We start from the raw sequence: 16,092 nt of genomic DNA on the forward strand, positions 1-16,092 counted from the left end.
ACTGAACGATGACGGAGGGCTATGCGGCGGCTTCAATGCCCGGACTGAAAAGGCGTATGGCGCCGCAACTTCCAGTCTGGCGTAAAATGGTAAATCTGTGCGACGAAGGGTCATGCATAAAATTGGCGAGAATCACGAGCGTTGATGCAGGTCCGGGAATTGATATGCAAAATTTCAGCAGGATTTAAGCCGATGCGCTTTTCCAGAACAAGGCAACGAACATGCTCGCTGGCGACCTGAAGAGGGATCGGTATGTTGTTTCTCGACGGCGGACTGGTTTCGGTGATTGTCTCTGGTCGCTGGCGGCAGCTTGGCGCTATGCACAGCGAACGGGGCGGACGCTGGCCATCGATTGGCGTGGCTCCTGCTATCTCAATCAACCCTTCACGAACGCTTTTACGGTGTTCTTCGAGCCGATTCAAGATATTGCTGGCGTACGGGTTATTTGCGATGACCAGATCAACCAGTTCTCATTTCCGGGACCGTTCTTCCCATCATGGTGGAACAAGCCCTCAATCGAGAGCGTTTACCGCCCCGATGAGCAAATTTTCCGGGAACGTGACGAACTGACCGAGCTTCTTCAAGCCCAGGACGATACTGATGCCAACACGGTAGTCTGTGATGCCTGTTTAATGTGGCGGTGCGACCAAGCTGCCGAACGCCAGATATTTCAGAGCCTCAACCTTAGACCTGAAATTCAGGCTCGTATTCACGCCATCTATCAGGAGCACTTCAAGGGGCGCAGTATCATCGGTGTGCACGTACGGCATGGCAATGGCGAAGATATAATGGACCATACGCCCTACTGGGCCGATCCGGAGTTGGCCTTACGCCAGGTGTGCACTGCCATCGAGAAGGCCAAAGCGCTACCGCATCGACGCCCTGTGATGGTTTTCTTGTGTACGGACAGCGCGCAGGTACGGGACCATTTACTCGGTGTGTTCCCCGATCTAATCACTATCCCGAAATGCTTCCAGGCGGCCCAGGCCGGGCCATTACACAGTGCATCGCTGGGAGTGGACGGTGGTATCTCTGCTCTTACAGAGATGTACCTTCTCGCCCGATGCGATACGGTAATTCGCTTTCCGCCGACCAGCGCCTTTACGCGCTATGCCCGTCTCTTCGTGCCACGTGTTATTGAGTTCGACTTGAAAAATCCGACTCGCTTGATCTTGACTGATGAATCGTCCGAGCATGAGCCGGCTTGATGAACCGGCACTCCGCTGAACAAATTCTCGGCGCCCTCGCAGGATTGAGGAGAGGTGTTCACTGGATCGCGATGTGGGCGCAGCACCCGACGAGACAAGGCCGGGGCGCATCTTCTCCTAGCGTCTCGCGCGTCCAAAGGCTTGCCGGATCATTGTTGTGAAGGGTAGCTATTGGGCGCCTTCGGTGAATGGAAACGGCACCGTGCGCTCGACCCGCACCATTGGCATAGCAAGCTCGCACGTCGGCGATTCCGATGGGATGAGGACGTTCGCGCGCCACAGCCTCGTCGGCGCCTTAGCCGACGCCCTGCCTGATGCGAGGGCGTTCGTCGGGCTTGGTCGACAGATCGCCATCAAGCTGATTTCGTGCTCTATGCGGTCGTGGGCGTGGCCGGTGCCGTTCTTTATTCCCGCATCCCGACACGTCTGGCAAACCGCGCGACCACAGAAGCCGCCGCCGCGCTAGGTCCTTAGCGCCCATCGTCCTTGCAACTCGCAACTCACTCAGCCTCGACGCATTCGCAGGCGTGATAACGCCGGCTGCGAAAGACAGAAGATGCACTGTTGTAGTCTCCGGCTCCCGCCGCTGCTTGCATGACGGCTTGCGCCAGTCGTTGACAAAACTCAATTGGCCAGCCAGCATTTCCGTTGCCCGGCCATTTGTAATGACTAAGTCTGAGGTGGTGCCATGCCTCGCATGATCAGGTTCATACTCACGCGTTTGGCGACGGGGTTCGCAATTGGATCCGCCGTGGGCTTCTTCGTTTGGCAAAATGGATTTGCCGCGGCAGGCACGCTTGAGAATTATCTCGCGAAGGGCCTGTTCATCTACCTCTTCGCAAGCACCATCAGCATGGGTTACCTCGCGACGGCCCTGCTCCTCGAAGAATAGCGCCAGACGCTCTCCGTCGCATGTTGGTGCTCGTTGCGCCCGTTCGTCTGCACTTCCCTATTAAGCCCGCCAGTCCGACGGTATCCGCATGTGTCGTCAGCGCCACCGTTGATGCGGACAAGGCCTGAAGCAAGCGATGAAGACAGTCGAGATGACAAAAACAATCCGTCCTGGTGCTTTTTTGCGCCTGGCCATAACGGAGCAAGCGATCGCCATATTGACGGTTGTCGAATTCCGGCGCGGTTATCGCCCTGCCCCGAGGTCAGCACGCCTTCCGCAGCAGATCGACGCTGTCAACCACGACGACCCTGCCTCTGACTTCGACCCCTGCAGGACCGAGGGCAGCGAAAGCCCGCGAAAGGGCTTCGGGCGCAACCCCGAGTTTGCCGGCCAGAATTCTCTTCCGGTAAGGCAGGCGAAAGGTGGCCTGCGATGCTGAGGCCGGGCAGCGGCTGACGAGGTAATTCGCAACACGCTGTGCAGCCGTGTGCAGCCGGTCTCCCGCTATGCAATCCATGGCACCGAGCAGATGCCGGGCCATGATGCGCATAACGTTGCGACGCATGACGGGGTCCCGGTCGGCAAGCGCCCGCAACTCCACAAGGTCGAACAACGCGACCTCTGCGCCGTCGGCGGACCATGCGCTGTAGGTGTAGGAGCCGCCTCCCGACAGGAGATATTCACCGAACGTCTCGCCCGGCTCGCAGATGCAGATATCTGCCTGGCGCCCTGCGGATTCCGACTTCGAAAGTCGCACGAAGCCGCGCATCACGCAATAGACGAACGACGCCTGCTGGCCCTCGGCGATGATCCGCTCGTCCGGTGCGAAGCTCTGGAACTGAGCCGTGTCGGCCAGTTCTTCTATCCTTGCTTTGTCCAGGCCGTGAAACAGGTCAGATCGCAAAAGTATGGGATGTCTCGATAGCATCGATCTTCCTTTCGTTTCGGCCGTGAGCGGTTCAAGGTCTTTTGCAATCGGTTTCGTCCTCGACGAGGATTCGCCAAGCTGCTCCTTCAAGGTCGTCGTACTGGCGGTTCGTCAGCGACCAGAGGAACGCCAGGAGACCCATTCCCCCCATCAGCATTGCGATCGGCATCAGATAGATCAGCATGTTCATGTGGTTTCAACTTCCGCACGTCCGCCGGCAAGCGGCTCGCTCCATAGGCCGAAGGCATTTAATCGCAGCGCATTCGTCACGACGATGATCGACGAAGTCGACATGGCCACCGCCGCTATCAGCGGCGTTGCCCCGCCGGCGATTGCGATCGGTACCGCAAGCACGTTGTAACCGATGGCGAGAGCAAAGTTCTGGCGAATGAGGCTGGCGGATCTTCGTGCAACGGCGATTGCCTCAGGAACGGCATCGAGACGATCGTTGAAGAAGATAAGGTCGGCGGCTTGCCTGCCGACGTCGGATGCGGTTGCGGGCGCCATCGAGACCTGCGCGGCGGCCAGCGCCGGTGCGTCGTTGATCCCGTCGCCGACCATGAGCACGCGATAGCCCTCGGCGCCCAGCCTCTGGAGTTCCTCGACCTTCTGTTTCGGCCCCAGGTCGCCCAGAGCTTTGCCGATACCGAGAGCCCGCGCTGTGTTGTCGACGACGGCCTGCCTGTCGCCGGATACTATCAGCGTTTCGATACCGGCTGCAGCGAGCTGGCGGAAAGCCTCCGCGGCGCCCGGACGAAGCGTGTCGTCAAACAGGAAACGGGCGAGATCGACGCCGTTTTTCGACAGGACCACCTCCGAAAACGGAGTATCGCCCGCGGGCGTGAGCCCGGTTCCGCAGGCAAAGGCCCGGTTGCCGAGCCGATAGAAGTCCGCTCCTTTCCAGGCTTCCAGCCCCCCGCCGGCGATTTCCGTGACCCTGTCGAAGGCGAAGGGGTAAGAGATGTCTATGTCCCGCACCAGACCCTGGGAAAGCGGATGCCGTGAATGCGCCGCCATTGCGCAAACGATGGCGCTATTGCCCGCGATCGCGTCGCTTCGGACGAGGCGGGGCCGGCCCATCGTCAGGGTGCCGGTCTTGTCGAAGGCCACCATGTCCGCGTCGGCCAGTCTTTCGAGCGCCGAACCGTCCTTCACCACGATGCCCCTGCGGAAAAGTTCGCCGGCGGCGACCACCTGGACCACCGGTACGGCAAGGCCCAATGCGCAGGGGCATGTGATGATCAGCACCGCGACCGCGACCAGCATGGCCTGTTTCCAATCGCCCCCAAGCAAGCCCCAGGCGAGAAAGGAGGCCAGCGCCAACAGGTGCACGGCGGGAGAATAAAGTGCTGCGGCGCGATCGGCGACCCGGCGATAACGAGCCCTGCCGCCCTCGGCCGCTTCCATCAGGCCGATGATCTCGGAAAGAAGCGAATCCCTTGCCACTTTGGTCGCCCGCAGGACGAGCGAACCGGTCAGGTTCATCGCACCCGAATTCAGCGCGCTGCCTGCGGCGACGGCGACCGTGCTGCTTTCACCGGTGACGATGGAGAGGTCAACATCGCTCTCGCCGCTGACGATCATGCCATCGACGGGAATGCGTTGGCCGGCGGCAATCGCGATGTTATCCCCGACGGCGATCTCTTCGACCGGGATGTAGTGCCGCGACCCGTCCGGCATCATCAGCTGCGCCCCGCGCGGCGCCAGTCTGGCAAGCCCGTTGATCGCGGCGCGGGCTTTTTCCCGCATCACATGATCGAGGGTTCTGCCGATCAGCAGGAAGAACAGCAGAGACACCGACGCGTCGAACCAGGCATGTTCGCCATGGTGCATGGTTTCCCATAGGGAGACCGCATAGGACAGCGTCACTGCAAGCGAGATCGGAACATCCATGTTGGTGCGCCTACGCTTGAGCCCGCTCCAGGCCGATTTGAAGAAGAAGCGTCCACCATAAACCAGCGCCGGCGCCGCGATCATCGCCGAGATCCAGTGAAACATGTCGCGCGTGGCCGCATCGGCGCCCGACCATACCGACACCGAGAGCATCATGATGTTGGCGGCCGCAAAGCCGGAAACTCCAATCGCCAGCAGTAGCTGGTTCCGGATCCTGTCGGTTTCGGGTGCTGTCGACGTGATGAGATGGGCGCGGTATCCGGCCAAGGTGATCGCGGCGAGGATTTCGGAGGGATCGGTCGCCTTCGCCTCGATCTCTTCCTGATAGACGCAGGTGACACGCCGGGCGGTGAGATTGACCCGGGCTTTCCTGACGAACGCAAGCGCCGACAGCGCTTTTTCGAGGGTCAATATGCAGCCGCCACAGTGGACGTCGGGTACGCTGAGGTCGATCTGGCGTAACCCTGCCCCGAGCGGGTGGCTTGCAAGGCATACCTCCTCGGCGCCGGCGGATGTCGCGCTGAGGCCGAGAACGCTTTCCGCATCCATCGAGCAGCAGGTCATTGGCGGAACTCCGCGGTGTCGAAGCGTTTGGCCTCATGCATGACGACCGCCCCGTTCATTCTCGATATGGCCTCGACGATCCAGTCGCCGGCGACAACCTGGTGATCGGCTTCGAACCGCCCTTCGCCCGTCTTCCGGAGCGTCACGCGGAAATCCTCATGATCGCCGACGGGCCGTTTGAAGTTGAGCGTGACATCATCGATGATCGCAGGCGTGCCGGCCTTGTCGTGGATGTCGTAACGGATTTGGCTGCCCTTAACGACGAGCGCGCCCTCGACGCCGGAGGCGGCCATTGCCTTCATCGCTGCCGCCCTGGTGTTGAATTCCTGGCTGGCCACATAGGTGTTTTCCACGACGATGCCACTCCAGCTGGACGCAGCATAGAAGGCCATGGTGGCGTTTACGGCGATCACTACGGCGAAGAATGCCGAGGTGGCAAGCAGCACGTGCAAGCCGGTAAAGCCCTGAGTAGAAGTCTTCATTTCACGTCTCCCGGCGCGTTGAACGCCGCGCGATAGCTCGCCCGGTCGGCTTGACCTGCGTCTTGACCTATATCTTCGATGACGAAGAGGAATTCGTTGATCTCTGCCCCGTCTGGGGCGCGCGTGACGAAGACCTTGAGCGTCGTGGCCGCGTCGGGTTCGACGTGAGCGGTGAAGCTGCGGGCATCCTGCCTGCCGAACTCGGGAATGCGCATTGTGCCCCCCTCCAGCCCGACGAGGGTGATGGTCACGTCCCGCGGCTTCGGCACCATGTTGAGGACATGCAGCGTGTAGCCGTTTCGGATGGAGCCGTCGCTTTCCAGAACATATTGAGGGTTCCGGTCGTGGATAACGTTGAGCCTGAGCCGATCGCGTAAGGCGAGATGGACGACCATGGCGACGCCGATCGATGCCCAGACGACACCGTAGAAGACAATTCTTCGGCGGAAGATGATGCGCCAGTCGAAATTCCGGACAGCTGGCATGAAGCTTCCGTCGTCGTTTCGGACATTGGAGGGCTGGATGGCTGTCCGTCCTCCGTCAGTAGCAAGCGACATGTTGCTCGAATATTCCTTGAGCGTCGCATAGGCGATCAGGCCGTGTGGCTTCCCGAGCTTGTCCATGACGCCGCCACAGGCGTCGATGCAGAGGGCGCATGTGATGCATTCCATCTGCTGGCCGTCGCGGATGTCGATCCCCATCGGGCAGACGGCGACGCAGGCATTGCAGTCCACGCAATCGCCCACCGGCAGACCCCGAGCCTTCTTGCCATGGCGCGACCGCTGCTCGCCCCGCCAGTCGTTGTAGGTGACAACAAGCGAATTCTCATCCAGCATCGCGCCCTGAATGCGCGGCCACGGACACATATAGGTGCATGTCTGTTCGCGCATGAGGCCGCCAAGCACATAGGTCGTCGCGGTCAGGGTGGCGATCGTAGCATACGCAGCGGCAGGAGCGCTGCCGTCAAACAGTGAAGCCGCCAGGCTCGGCGCGTCGGCAAAATAGAAGATCCATGCTCCGCCCGTGGCGACGGCGATCAGCAGCCAGATCGCGTGCTTGATCACCCGCTTCCTGAGCTTGTCGAAAGTGAAGGGGTCGGCATCGAGCTTCATCCGAGCGTTTCGGTCGCCTTCGACAGCGCGTTCGACGACGAGAAAGAGATCGACCCAGACGGTCTGCGGACAGGCATAGCCACACCAGGCGCGGCCGACAGCGGCGGTGAGGAGAAAGAGGCCGAAGCCCGCCATGACGAGCAGGCCCGCCACATAGTAGAATTCCTGCGGCCAGATCTCGATGAAGAAAAAGAAGAAGCGCCGCGAGGCGAGGTCGACGAGGATTGCCTGATTGGGCGCATAGGGACCGCGGTCCCAGCGAATCCACGGCGCGAGGTAATATGTGCCAAGCGTGAGCAGCATCAAGACCCATTTGAACCGGCGAAAGGGCCCTTCGGCTCGTTTCGGAAAGATCTTCTTGCGCGGCGCATAGAGAGACTGGCGGTTGCGCCGGGCGTTGACGGGTTCGACGCGAACGTGGTCAATGTCATTTAGATTAGGGCGGGTATAGAGATTCATAGGACCTGTCCGATTTTCACCACTCTTTTCCCAGCCGTGGCGCATCCGTTCCTTGATGCAGATCAAGAACGACCGTGCAGAAGCAAAAAGGCCACGCCCCAGAGTAAGGGCGTGGCCGGAGGACAGCGGCGGAGAAACCGCTGGGACGTCCTCCACAGGAGCTGAAACTATCGGCTCGTCTGCTTGTGGTCTTTGAGGCAGATCAAACTCACCATCGAATTGCCGATTTTTGCCGGGTCGTCGTGCTCCGAAGACGCAGGCATCTGTTGGGCGCGGGCTGAGACACGCGATCGGATAACAGCACGCGGCGCGCCGTAGAGACGGAGGATCGGATTGCGGTCGTGGGCTGTCATGTCTTTTCTCCTTACGTGCCGCCGCCGAGCGCATGAACGAAAATAGTAAGCTCGTTGACCGTTGTGTCCCCCAGGCGCGCTGCCCAGGCAGGCATTACGCCATGTTTGGGAGAGGCAACCTGACGAAGGATGGCGTCTTCACCCCGCGACTTCAGCCAGATTGCGTCGGCGAGATCCGGCGCACCCATTTCCACCTTTCCTTTGGCGTCCTCGCCGTGACATGGGGCGCAATTGTCTAAGAAAACCTGTTTTCCGGCCGCCGCCAGACCGACATCCGAGGGCGTATTGGTCAGCCCCCAGACAAAGGCGGCGACCTGCTTCATCTGGATGGGCTCCAGAACACCGGCAAAGGGCGGCATTTCGGAGGAATGGCTATCCGTATCGCCGTCGAAGCGGATGCCATGAGAGATCGTGGCCTGGATGGCATTCAGATCCCCGCCCCACAACCAGTCGTCGTCGTTGAGATTCGGAAACCCCGGACCGCCGCTCGCTCCCGATCCATGGCAGGGCGCGCAGTTCACCTTGAAAGCGGATGCGCCGCCAGCGATCGCGAATTTACGAAGAGCAGGATCCGCGTCGATCTCCTCCACTGTCTTGGCAGCGATCAGGTCATGGAACTCCGTCTGCGATGACTTAGCGAGATTGAGGTCCTGCTGCAGCTCGGCGCGCGTTGAATAACCGAGATAGCCGTTAGTGGCGGAAGTGATCATCGGGATGGCCGGGTAAGCGATGGCGTAGCCGATCGCCCAGAGGATCGTCACGTAGAAGGTCCAGATCCACCAGCGCGGCATGGGATTGTTGAGCTCTTGGATGCCGTCCCATTCATGACCCGTCGTTTCGACGCCGCTCAGTTCATCGATATGCTTTTGCGACATCTCAATCGTCCTTCAAGGGAATATCGGCGGCATCTTTGGCCGTCTGCTTGCTACCTGGGCGAAGGGTGAGCATGACCGCGCCGACGAAGAATGCGGCCATTGCCAGGAGGCCCCAGCTGTCGGAGAAGTGTCTCATTGCAGTGTAAGTTTCCATGGATCACCTCACCGGTAGCCGGTCGCGTCGTCATAGGTCGAGAAATTAACCAGCGTTCCGAGCATCTGCAGGTAGGACACCAGCGCGTCCATCTCGGTCAGCCGGGTTGGATCGCCGTCGAGATCGCCGACATTCGCATTTGGGTAGCGCTTGAGTAGAGCCGCCGTGTCCGCGTTCGGATCGGCCTGGGCTCTCATGTCGGCCTCGGCATTCGCCAGCATGTCGTCGCTGTAAGGCACGCCCACGTCCTCATTGGCCTTGAGGTCCTCTCCGATACTCCTGACCGTCACCTCCTTCTCTTCGAGGAAGGCGTAGCTCGGCATGATTGATTCCGGCACCACGGCCCGCGGATTTGCGAGATGCTGGACGTGCCATTCGTTCGAGTAACGCCCCCCGACGCGGGCCAGATCGGGCCCTGTCCGCTTGGATCCCCATTGGAACGGGTGGTCGTACATCGATTCCGCGGCGAGCGAATAATGGCCGTAACGTTCGACCTCATCACGGAACGGCCGGATCATCTGGCTGTGGCAGAGATAGCAGCCTTCACGGATGTAGATGTTCCGTCCGGCGAGCTCTAGCGGCGTGTAGGGCCGCATGCCTTCCACTTTTTCGATCGTGTTCTGCAGGTAGAACAGCGGTGCGATTTCAACGATGCCGCCAATGCTGACGACCAGCAGCGAGCCGACCAGAAGAAGCGTCGCGTTCTTCTCGAGGGTCTTATGTTTATCAAGTAACGATGCCATGTCTCACCTCACTCGGCAGGCTGTGCCTGGGGCACCAAACTGGTCGGGATTGGCGCTTCGTCGCGCAGGTGGCCGCGGATCGTCATGAACACGTTCCAGGCCATGACGAGGCCACCCGCTAGGTAGAGTGCTCCGCCGACGGCACGCAGCACGTAATAGGGGATCATCGCCGCGACCGTTTCAGCGAAGGAATAGACGAGGAAGCCCTGGGAATTGTATTCTCGCCACATCAGCCCCTGCTGGATGCCCGCGACCCAGAGCACCGCGGCGTAGATCACGATCCCGAGCGTCGCGAGCCAGAAGTGCCAGTTGACCATCCGCAGGCTGTAGAGGCGCTCGCGCCCCCACAGTTTCGGCGTCAGGTAGTATATCGCCCCGAAGGTGATCATACCCACCCAGCCAAGTGCTCCGGAATGCACGTGACCGATCGTCCATTCGGTATAGTGGCTGAGCGAATTGACCGCCTTTATCGACATGATCGGGCCTTCGAAGGTCGACATCCCATAAAATGCGATGGCGACGATCATCATCCGGATGATCGGGTCGGTGCGAATTTTGTCCCAGGCGCCCGAAAGGGTCATCAAACCGTTGATCATGCCGCCCCAGGAGGGCATCCAGAGCATGACGGAGAAGACCATTCCGAGCGTCTGCGCCCAGTCAGGCAGCGCCGTGTAATGCAGATGATGCGGGCCGGCCCAGATATACATGAAGATCAGGGCCCAGAAGTGGATGATCGACAGCCGGTAGGAATAAACCGGCCGGTTGGCCTGCTTCGGCACAAAATAGTACATCATCCCCAGGAAGCCGGCGGTGAGGAAGAAGCCGACGGCGTTGTGGCCGTACCACCATTGGGTGAGTGCATCCTGGACGCCGGAGAAGAGAGAATAGCTCTTGGAGCCGAGGAACGACGCCGGAACAGCGAGGTTGTTGACCACATGCAGCATCGCAATGGTGACTATGAAGCTGAGATAGAACCAGTTTGCCACGTAGATATGCGGCTCTTTGCGCTTCAGGATCGTTCCGAGATAGACGGCCAGATAGGCGACCCAGACGATGGTAAGCCACAGGTCGACGTACCATTCGGGCTCGGCATATTCGCGCGACTGATTGATGCCGATCACGTAGCCGGTCGCAGCCATCACGATGAACAGCTGGTAGCCCCAGAAGACGAACCAGGCGAGTGTTCCTCCGAAGAGACGCGCGCGACAGGTGCGTTGCACCACATAGAAGGATGTCATGATCAGCGCGTTGCCGCCGAAGGCGAAGATCACCGCCGATGTGTGAACCGGCCGCAATCTTCCGAAATTCCAATAGGGCGCGATGTTGAGGTCGGGAAAGGCGAGCTGCAGCGCGATGATCACGCCGACGAGGAAGCCGACGACGCCCCAGAACACCGTAGCGATCAGGCCGTAGCGGATTACCTCGTCGCAATAGCCCGTAAGCTCTGTTTTGCGCTGTTGGCCCGTCGGCGAAAACTCTGCGTTTCTGACAAGCAGCAGCGTTCCCGCAACCAGGCAGAGGCAAAGTATACCCATATGGACCGCAAACAGATGATCGTGCGCGAATGCGGCCGCGAGCAGCGCCAGAAACGCTGCGACCGCGATCACCATCGTTTCTGTCGTGTAATTCATGATGTCGTCTCCAATGCGCAGACGACCGCCTCGCGGCCGGCTTTCTCGGATTTCGAGGCAGGACTGTCACGAAGACGGGAACGGCTCCTTGATCTACATCAACAAGCGGACTGGAAGCGGTGGACGAACCGGCGTTGTTACACTCTGTTGCAAACTTCCCCCCTTTGGCACCGCCCGCTTATTCCCGTGTGACGCAGCTGCTTTCTGCCGCACCCACTGCCACAAGGGGCGATGAAGATGCTGTGCAGAACAAACACGCGTTCGACAATGGCGAGAAGCGGCGCGAAGCCATACATGCCGGCCAATCCCTCTCTTCGCTGTTCGTAGGCTCGGCGGCCGAGGCCGTCGCAGCCGGTAAGGCGATTTGGTGGGAGGGTGATAAGCAACCATCTTGTCCAGGTGGAAGAAGGTGTCGTGCGCCTGCTTCGTATCATCGGCGAAGATCGTCGCGTGATAATCGCTTCAATTCGCCGGCAATCTCGACGGCGCGTCGCTGCAAAACGATTTCCTTTTTACGTCTGAGGCCGTCACGAATGCAAGATCCGCCGGATATCGCACATGAGTGTCCACGGCGAAGTCGCTCGGCCTAATGCGCTCGCTCGACCTAGCTCTCGTTGCTCTGGCAGGAGGCGGCCGCTTCGCATGAACAGATGGTGCTGTTGCCGAAGAAGAACGCCGAGGAGCGCCCCTGCAGCTTCATCGTGAAGCTTGCATTCCGGCGCAACCCGCGTCCGCCAAGGTCCGTTGCGCGCTTCCATGAATCGTCAAGACATTGCGGATCATCTCGGCCCGACCATTGAGACCCTGGCCCACACCGTTACGAAACTTGCGTCGCGCAACATCGTTATTCCCGAGGGCAGGCACGACCTGCGGAACGTCAATCTTGCCCGGTTATCGGGCGACACTGATGATTTTTCCGAGGATTTCTGTCAGAGGGTAAACCTCAACACACGCGACAAGCCGCGGGATCGACATTCATGCCCTCCGCGAACTTCTCGACGCGATATGAGCTCAGTCACGGCAATCCCAAGCTGTTCAGCAGCGCCGACGTTCGCCGAGCGTGCTTGTCCTTCGGTGATTCCTACATCGCTTGCAGGCTGCCATGTCCCTCGCAAGGGCGCTGGGCAAGCAGGCAAAAATTGGGACCCTCTGCCTTTTTTCCTCGAATTTGACGGGCGTCAAAGAGCCCAATTCCGGTATCTGCTAAGACACATTCATGAGGCTGATTGGGTCTCGCAGAACAGGAGCTTGCAAATGCGGTTAAAATTCGGTCTGATCGCTGCAGCGGCAGCCTTGATTGTTTCGGCAGCGCCGTTGATGGCGGCCGATCACCAGGTTCGGATGCTCAACAAAGGCACGGAAGGCGCGATGGTGTTCGAGCCTGGCTTCCTGAAGATCGCCCCCGGCGACACCGTCACCTTCATCCCCACCGACAAGGGCCACAACGTCGAAACCTTCAAAGGCCTCATTCCGGATGGCGTTGCCGACTTCAAGTCAAAGCCGAATGAGCAATATCGCGCGAGATTCGATGTTCCAGGCGTCTATGTCCTGAAATGCACCCCACATTCCGGCATGGGCATGGTTGCCCTGATCCAGGTGGGTGACAGTCCGCCCAATCTCGAAGCGATCAAGACCGCAAAGGTGCCGAACATGGTGCGCAAGCGGCTCGATGCCGACCTCACAAACATCACCCAGTGAGACACAGCAGGTGCGGATGACCGCGCAGCCCATGACGATGGCTTTCGTGGCAGCTGTTTGCCTCGCCAGGAGCAGCTGATGCTCAGTGAGCATCGAGCACAGCCAGGCGCTGTCAGGCAAGACGTCCAAGGCAGTGGTCGGACACGGTTGTCGGCAAAGCCGATGCCGAAACCTGGTGGGACCGTCGAGAAAGTGAATGTGGCCTGTGAAAAGAGCTATGATCTGCACGGCAGACCTGTGAAGGAACGCGTGGGCAAGATCACTAGCCCGGCGGCAATCTCGCTGACGACGAATATAACGAGGTCGTTTTTTTGCGCGGCAGTCGCGAAGGAGATGCCAGCCAAAACCCGGGGTCTCGTTCTGGTTACCCAAGATTGCACGGAAGGCGCCGTCGAACGTTTGATCGAAATCCCCGCGGCAGGCAAGTCCTACAACTAGGAGACCCCTGCCTCGTCCTTCGACGTGCTCGAACAACCGCGTTCGTGAGAGGGCGAGAGCCGTCGATCATGTGGCGCTCGGTAGCTCACCTCGCGAAAAGGCTCCTTCAGGCGCCTGCGCGGCCGCCATAATCGCGATGGGCACAACTCTGCGGACCGGCGCTTGCCCACGCCACCTTAAAGGTTCGACGTCAGTCGCCAACGATACCCTGGGCCGGGGCCTGCCGAGATCGAGCTGTATTTGAATGAGCCGAAAAGCTCGACGATAACGACCTCGACGTCCAGGCGGTGATACGGGCGCCCATCTACTTGTGACAGGGCGGCCCGATGACCGTATTTGTAAGTGCGCCCGCCCTGCTTCACACGAACTTGCGACGTCGATCCTCCTCGACGTGCCGTTGTCGACGGGACTCCTGGGAAGATAACTGCAGGGTCCTCGATCGAGAAACGGGAACTCGATGTCTTCTCGCGCGGCCTTTGATGCGTTTCGTGTCGCCGGAACCGATGAACACTTCCGGCGACAAGTACTAGGCTGCCTTGCTGTGCGTGTGCCCGTGCGAGCTAAAATAGGCGTCGAATGCCGCCGCGACTGCACGGACCATGAAGCGCGCCTCCTCGCATACGACAATCCGCTCACCGCTGATCGTCACGACGCCGTCGGCCATGAGCTCGCCGAGACGGTCGTTGCGCTCGACAAGGAAGCCGGTGTCGAAACCCGATCCGCTGCTCAACTGGCCGAGATCGGCTTCGAAATCGCACATCAGCCTCTCGATGACCCTCGCCCGAAGCTTGTCCTCCTCGCTGAGAAGATATCCCTTGGCGGTCGGCAGCACCCCGAAGGCAATTCGCTCGGCATAGAGGCCGAGAGGCACGTGGTTCTGCATATAGCCGGCCGGCAGCCGCCCGATCGCAGATGCGCCGAGGCCGATCAGGCTATCGCAATCATCCGTGGTATAGCCCTGGAAGTTTCTCCTCAGCGCTCTGTTGCGCGCGGCGAGCGCCAACTGATCGTTCGGCAGTGCAAAATGATCGAGCCCAATGCGCAGATATCCGGCCTTCTGGAGCTCCTCGGCGATCACTTCCGCCTGCTCGTTCCGCTGTTTTGCGTCCGGCAGCGATGCTTCGTCGATCAGGCGCTGATGTTTCTTAAAAGCGGGTATGTGAGCGTAACCGAAAACGGCGAAACGTTCGGGACGCAGTTCTGCAGCCAGCCGGACCGTCTCGATGCAAGATTGGACAGTCTGTTTCGGAAGGCCATAAATTAGGTCGAAGTTGATGCTGCTGACGCCTGCTGAGCGCAACCCGGCGACCGCCCTTTCCGTCTGCTCAAAGGATTGCAGCCGCTTGATACCGGCCTGCACGATCGGATCGAAGCTCTGGACGCCGAGGCTTGCGCGGTCGACGCCGTTTTCGGCGAGCGCATCGATCATGGGGGCGACCAATGTGCGAGGGTCGATCTCGACTGCGACGCCGGCTTTCGCTTCAAACGTGAAGGCACTCCTGAGCTTTGCCATTAGAGCCGAAAATTCCTGCGGCTTCATGACCGACGGCGTGCCGCCGCCGAAATGCACGTACTTGACGGGCACGTCGTTTCCGGCCGCAAAAGAGACGAGCTCGATCTCTTCCTTCATCACGTCGAGATAGTCGGCGACCGGAGCGTCTTGCCGGGTGATGGTCGTGTGGCAGCCGCAGTACCAGCATATCGAACGGCAGAACGGGACGTGGAGATAAACCGAAACCGGGCCAGCCGCGGCGATATGGGCGAGATTGCCGGCATATTCATCCGGCCCCACGGCTGCAGAAAAAGCCGCCGTCGTCGGGTAACTCGTATAACGCGGAACCCGCGCATCGCCGTATTTGGCGATCAGATCATCAGACATTTTCGCATCCCTTTTCAAAACAGGATGCTTTATGACCTCCGGCCGCGCCGGCTTCCTTGTCCCAAATCAATGATGACGTCTCAGGCCAGAATCAGCCGGATCTTTGTCCGCTGTGAAAGTCAGCACTTTCGAACCCGCCTAACATCTCGTTCTGACATGGGTCGAGCCGCGGTCCCGGCTGTTCGAAGAGACGTGCCACAAGGAAATGAGCAAGAATGACTGATACGCAAAACGGGTGAAACAAATTGGTGTCCGCGTGCTGTCGCCGGTCGAGCCATCCCACGGTTTCGGCTCACTCCATGCGCTGGCCCCCGGCGATAGTTTGTTGATCGCCAGTGGAACTGGTGCCGGCCTAACGGCGGGAATCTCGAGCGAAGCCTACCGAAACGCGGAAGTCGTGGTCGTTTTCCAATTCCACAGGCCCTCGCCGCGGCCGCCGACGTCAAGGTGCGCCTCGATCAATGAGGTCGCCCTGCTGTCGCCTGAAAAGACGCTAATCGCTTTCTTCTATCCCGCAGCCAACAATGAGTTGCTCAAGCGGGCTCTGCATTCGGGCGCGAATATAAGCGCCATAGACATGGTCCCGCGCATCAGCCGTGCACAGAAGATGAATGGGAAAGATCGGGGTTACCGGGCGGTCATCGAAGCGAGTGCGAACTTCAGGTGTTTCTTCACCGGGCAGATCACCGCGCGGTATTTCTAGGGTCTCCTCAGTTTTACGTCGCCTTGAGGTCCGTCAGCACCTTGTCAAAAGCATCCTTGACCGGCTTTGAGATTTCCTCC

Annotated in this window: 16 protein-coding genes and 1 pseudogene; 6 read left to right on the top strand and 11 right to left on the bottom strand. The window is 59.8% G+C overall.

All coding sequences use genetic code 11. The features are described 5' to 3' along the window. Positions 1-221: 221 nt before the first annotated feature. Both ATY29_RS24475 and ATY29_RS24490 read left to right on the top strand, forming a co-directional pair. Positions 222-1,208, top strand: coding sequence for a nodulation protein NodZ (locus tag ATY29_RS24475; protein ID WP_010025697.1), 987 nt, complete (start codon positions 222-224; stop codon positions 1,206-1,208). Between the two features lie 688 nt (positions 1,209-1,896). Beyond that, positions 1,897-2,100, top strand: a complete 204-nt coding sequence (locus tag ATY29_RS24490) for a hypothetical protein (protein WP_097537390.1) — start codon at positions 1,897-1,899, stop codon at positions 2,098-2,100. Positions 2,101-2,362: 262 nt separating this feature from the next. Here the strand turns inward: ATY29_RS24490 and ATY29_RS24495 are convergent, their stop codons facing one another. The 10 genes from ATY29_RS24495 to ccoN form a co-directional block, all read right to left on the bottom strand. After that, entirely contained in the window at positions 2,363-3,028 is a 666-nt protein-coding gene (locus tag ATY29_RS24495; RefSeq protein ID WP_008536475.1) for a Crp/Fnr family transcriptional regulator, read from the bottom strand. A 31-nt stretch (positions 3,029-3,059) separates the two neighbouring features. Next, a complete protein-coding gene (gene ccoS, locus ATY29_RS24500; RefSeq protein ID WP_008536474.1) occupies positions 3,060-3,218 on the bottom strand; it encodes a cbb3-type cytochrome oxidase assembly protein CcoS in 159 nt (52 codons plus the stop codon). Next, a complete protein-coding gene (locus ATY29_RS24505; RefSeq protein WP_097537391.1) occupies positions 3,215-5,485 on the bottom strand; it encodes a cation-translocating P-type ATPase in 2,271 nt (756 codons plus the stop codon). Before ATY29_RS24505 ends, ccoS begins: the two co-directional genes overlap by 4 nt. Further along, positions 5,482-5,967, bottom strand: a complete 486-nt coding sequence (locus ATY29_RS24510) for a FixH family protein (protein WP_085739658.1) — start codon at positions 5,965-5,967, stop codon at positions 5,482-5,484. Before ATY29_RS24510 ends, ATY29_RS24505 begins: the two co-directional genes overlap by 4 nt. Further along, positions 5,964-7,538, bottom strand: a complete 1,575-nt coding sequence (gene ccoG, locus ATY29_RS24515; protein ID WP_097537392.1) for a cytochrome c oxidase accessory protein CcoG — start codon at positions 7,536-7,538, stop codon at positions 5,964-5,966. Before ccoG ends, ATY29_RS24510 begins: the two co-directional genes overlap by 4 nt. Positions 7,539-7,705: 167 nt before the next feature. Next, positions 7,706-7,891 (bottom strand): hypothetical protein, encoded by a 186-nt coding sequence (locus tag ATY29_RS24520; protein WP_088939488.1) that lies wholly within the window; start codon positions 7,889-7,891, stop codon positions 7,706-7,708. A gap of 11 nt (positions 7,892-7,902) precedes the next feature. After that, a complete protein-coding gene (ccoP, locus tag ATY29_RS24525) occupies positions 7,903-8,766 on the bottom strand; it encodes a cytochrome-c oxidase, cbb3-type subunit III (protein ID WP_097537393.1) in 864 nt (287 codons plus the stop codon). A 1-nt stretch (position 8,767) separates the two neighbouring features. Then, complete coding sequence (locus ATY29_RS24530; protein WP_004674411.1) at positions 8,768-8,920, bottom strand: cbb3-type cytochrome c oxidase subunit 3; 153 nt, start codon at positions 8,918-8,920, stop codon at positions 8,768-8,770. An 8-nt stretch (positions 8,921-8,928) separates the two neighbouring features. Next, complete coding sequence (gene ccoO, locus ATY29_RS24535) at positions 8,929-9,663, bottom strand: cytochrome-c oxidase, cbb3-type subunit II (RefSeq protein ID WP_004674404.1); 735 nt, start codon at positions 9,661-9,663, stop codon at positions 8,929-8,931. A gap of 8 nt (positions 9,664-9,671) precedes the next feature. Beyond that, the gene (ccoN, locus tag ATY29_RS24540) at positions 9,672-11,294 is read right to left on the bottom strand and encodes a cytochrome-c oxidase, cbb3-type subunit I (RefSeq protein WP_097537394.1); all 1,623 of its coding nucleotides are present in this window, start codon (positions 11,292-11,294) and stop codon (positions 9,672-9,674) included. A gap of 242 nt (positions 11,295-11,536) precedes the next feature. Here ccoN and ATY29_RS36985 point away from each other — a divergent pair. The 3 genes and pseudogenes from ATY29_RS36985 to ATY29_RS24555 all read left to right on the top strand — a co-directional run. Continuing rightward, a pseudogene (locus ATY29_RS36985) lies at positions 11,537-12,242 on the top strand (helix-turn-helix domain-containing protein); the annotation flags it as partial. 306 nt (positions 12,243-12,548) lie between these two features. Further along, a complete protein-coding gene (locus tag ATY29_RS24550) occupies positions 12,549-12,992 on the top strand; it encodes a pseudoazurin (protein ID WP_064842777.1) in 444 nt (147 codons plus the stop codon). Positions 12,993-13,070: 78 nt separating this feature from the next. Beyond that, positions 13,071-13,430 carry a DUF1775 domain-containing protein gene (locus tag ATY29_RS24555; protein WP_244597437.1) on the top strand — a complete coding sequence of 120 codons (360 nt, stop codon included), beginning with the start codon at positions 13,071-13,073 and terminating at the stop codon, positions 13,428-13,430. Positions 13,431-13,956: 526 nt separating this feature from the next. Here ATY29_RS24555 and hemN read toward each other — a convergent pair. Then, on the bottom strand, positions 13,957-15,309 hold the full coding sequence (gene hemN, locus ATY29_RS24565) for an oxygen-independent coproporphyrinogen III oxidase (protein ID WP_097537395.1): 1,353 nt from the start codon (positions 15,307-15,309) through the stop codon (positions 13,957-13,959). Positions 15,310-15,565: 256 nt separating this feature from the next. Between hemN and ATY29_RS24570 the strand changes: the two genes are divergently transcribed. After that, positions 15,566-16,012: a hypothetical protein gene (locus ATY29_RS24570; protein WP_244597438.1), complete on the top strand. Its 447-nt coding sequence runs from the start codon at positions 15,566-15,568 to the stop codon at positions 16,010-16,012. Positions 16,013-16,092: the final 80 nt, after the last annotated feature.

It is taken from the genome of Rhizobium hidalgonense (assembly GCF_002914525.1).
Classification (GTDB): Bacteria; Pseudomonadota; Alphaproteobacteria; order Rhizobiales; family Rhizobiaceae; genus Rhizobium; species Rhizobium hidalgonense.

Coding starts and splice junctions, on each gene's coding strand:
- ATY29_RS24475 (WP_010025697.1), top strand. CDS start 222: ATGCTCGCTGGCGACCTGAAGAGGGATCGGTATGTTGTTTCTCGACGG.
- ATY29_RS24490 (WP_097537390.1), top strand. CDS start 1,897: ATGCCTCGCATGATCAGGTTCATACTCACGCGTTTGGCGACGGGGTTC.
- ATY29_RS24495 (WP_008536475.1), bottom strand. CDS start 3,028: ATGCTATCGAGACATCCCATACTTTTGCGATCTGACCTGTTTCACGGC.
- ccoS (WP_008536474.1), bottom strand. CDS start 3,218: ATGAACATGCTGATCTATCTGATGCCGATCGCAATGCTGATGGGGGGA.
- ATY29_RS24505 (WP_097537391.1), bottom strand. CDS start 5,485: ATGACCTGCTGCTCGATGGATGCGGAAAGCGTTCTCGGCCTCAGCGCG.
- ATY29_RS24510 (WP_085739658.1), bottom strand. CDS start 5,967: ATGAAGACTTCTACTCAGGGCTTTACCGGCTTGCACGTGCTGCTTGCC.
- ccoG (WP_097537392.1), bottom strand. CDS start 7,538: ATGAATCTCTATACCCGCCCTAATCTAAATGACATTGACCACGTTCGC.
- ATY29_RS24520 (WP_088939488.1), bottom strand. CDS start 7,891: ATGACAGCCCACGACCGCAATCCGATCCTCCGTCTCTACGGCGCGCCG.
- ccoP (WP_097537393.1), bottom strand. CDS start 8,766: ATGTCGCAAAAGCATATCGATGAACTGAGCGGCGTCGAAACGACGGGT.
- ATY29_RS24530 (WP_004674411.1), bottom strand. CDS start 8,920: ATGGAAACTTACACTGCAATGAGACACTTCTCCGACAGCTGGGGCCTC.
- ccoO (WP_004674404.1), bottom strand. CDS start 9,663: ATGGCATCGTTACTTGATAAACATAAGACCCTCGAGAAGAACGCGACG.
- ccoN (WP_097537394.1), bottom strand. CDS start 11,294: ATGAATTACACGACAGAAACGATGGTGATCGCGGTCGCAGCGTTTCTG.
- ATY29_RS24550 (WP_064842777.1), top strand. CDS start 12,549: ATGCGGTTAAAATTCGGTCTGATCGCTGCAGCGGCAGCCTTGATTGTT.
- ATY29_RS24555 (WP_244597437.1), top strand. CDS start 13,071: ATGCTCAGTGAGCATCGAGCACAGCCAGGCGCTGTCAGGCAAGACGTC.
- hemN (WP_097537395.1), bottom strand. CDS start 15,309: ATGTCTGATGATCTGATCGCCAAATACGGCGATGCGCGGGTTCCGCGT.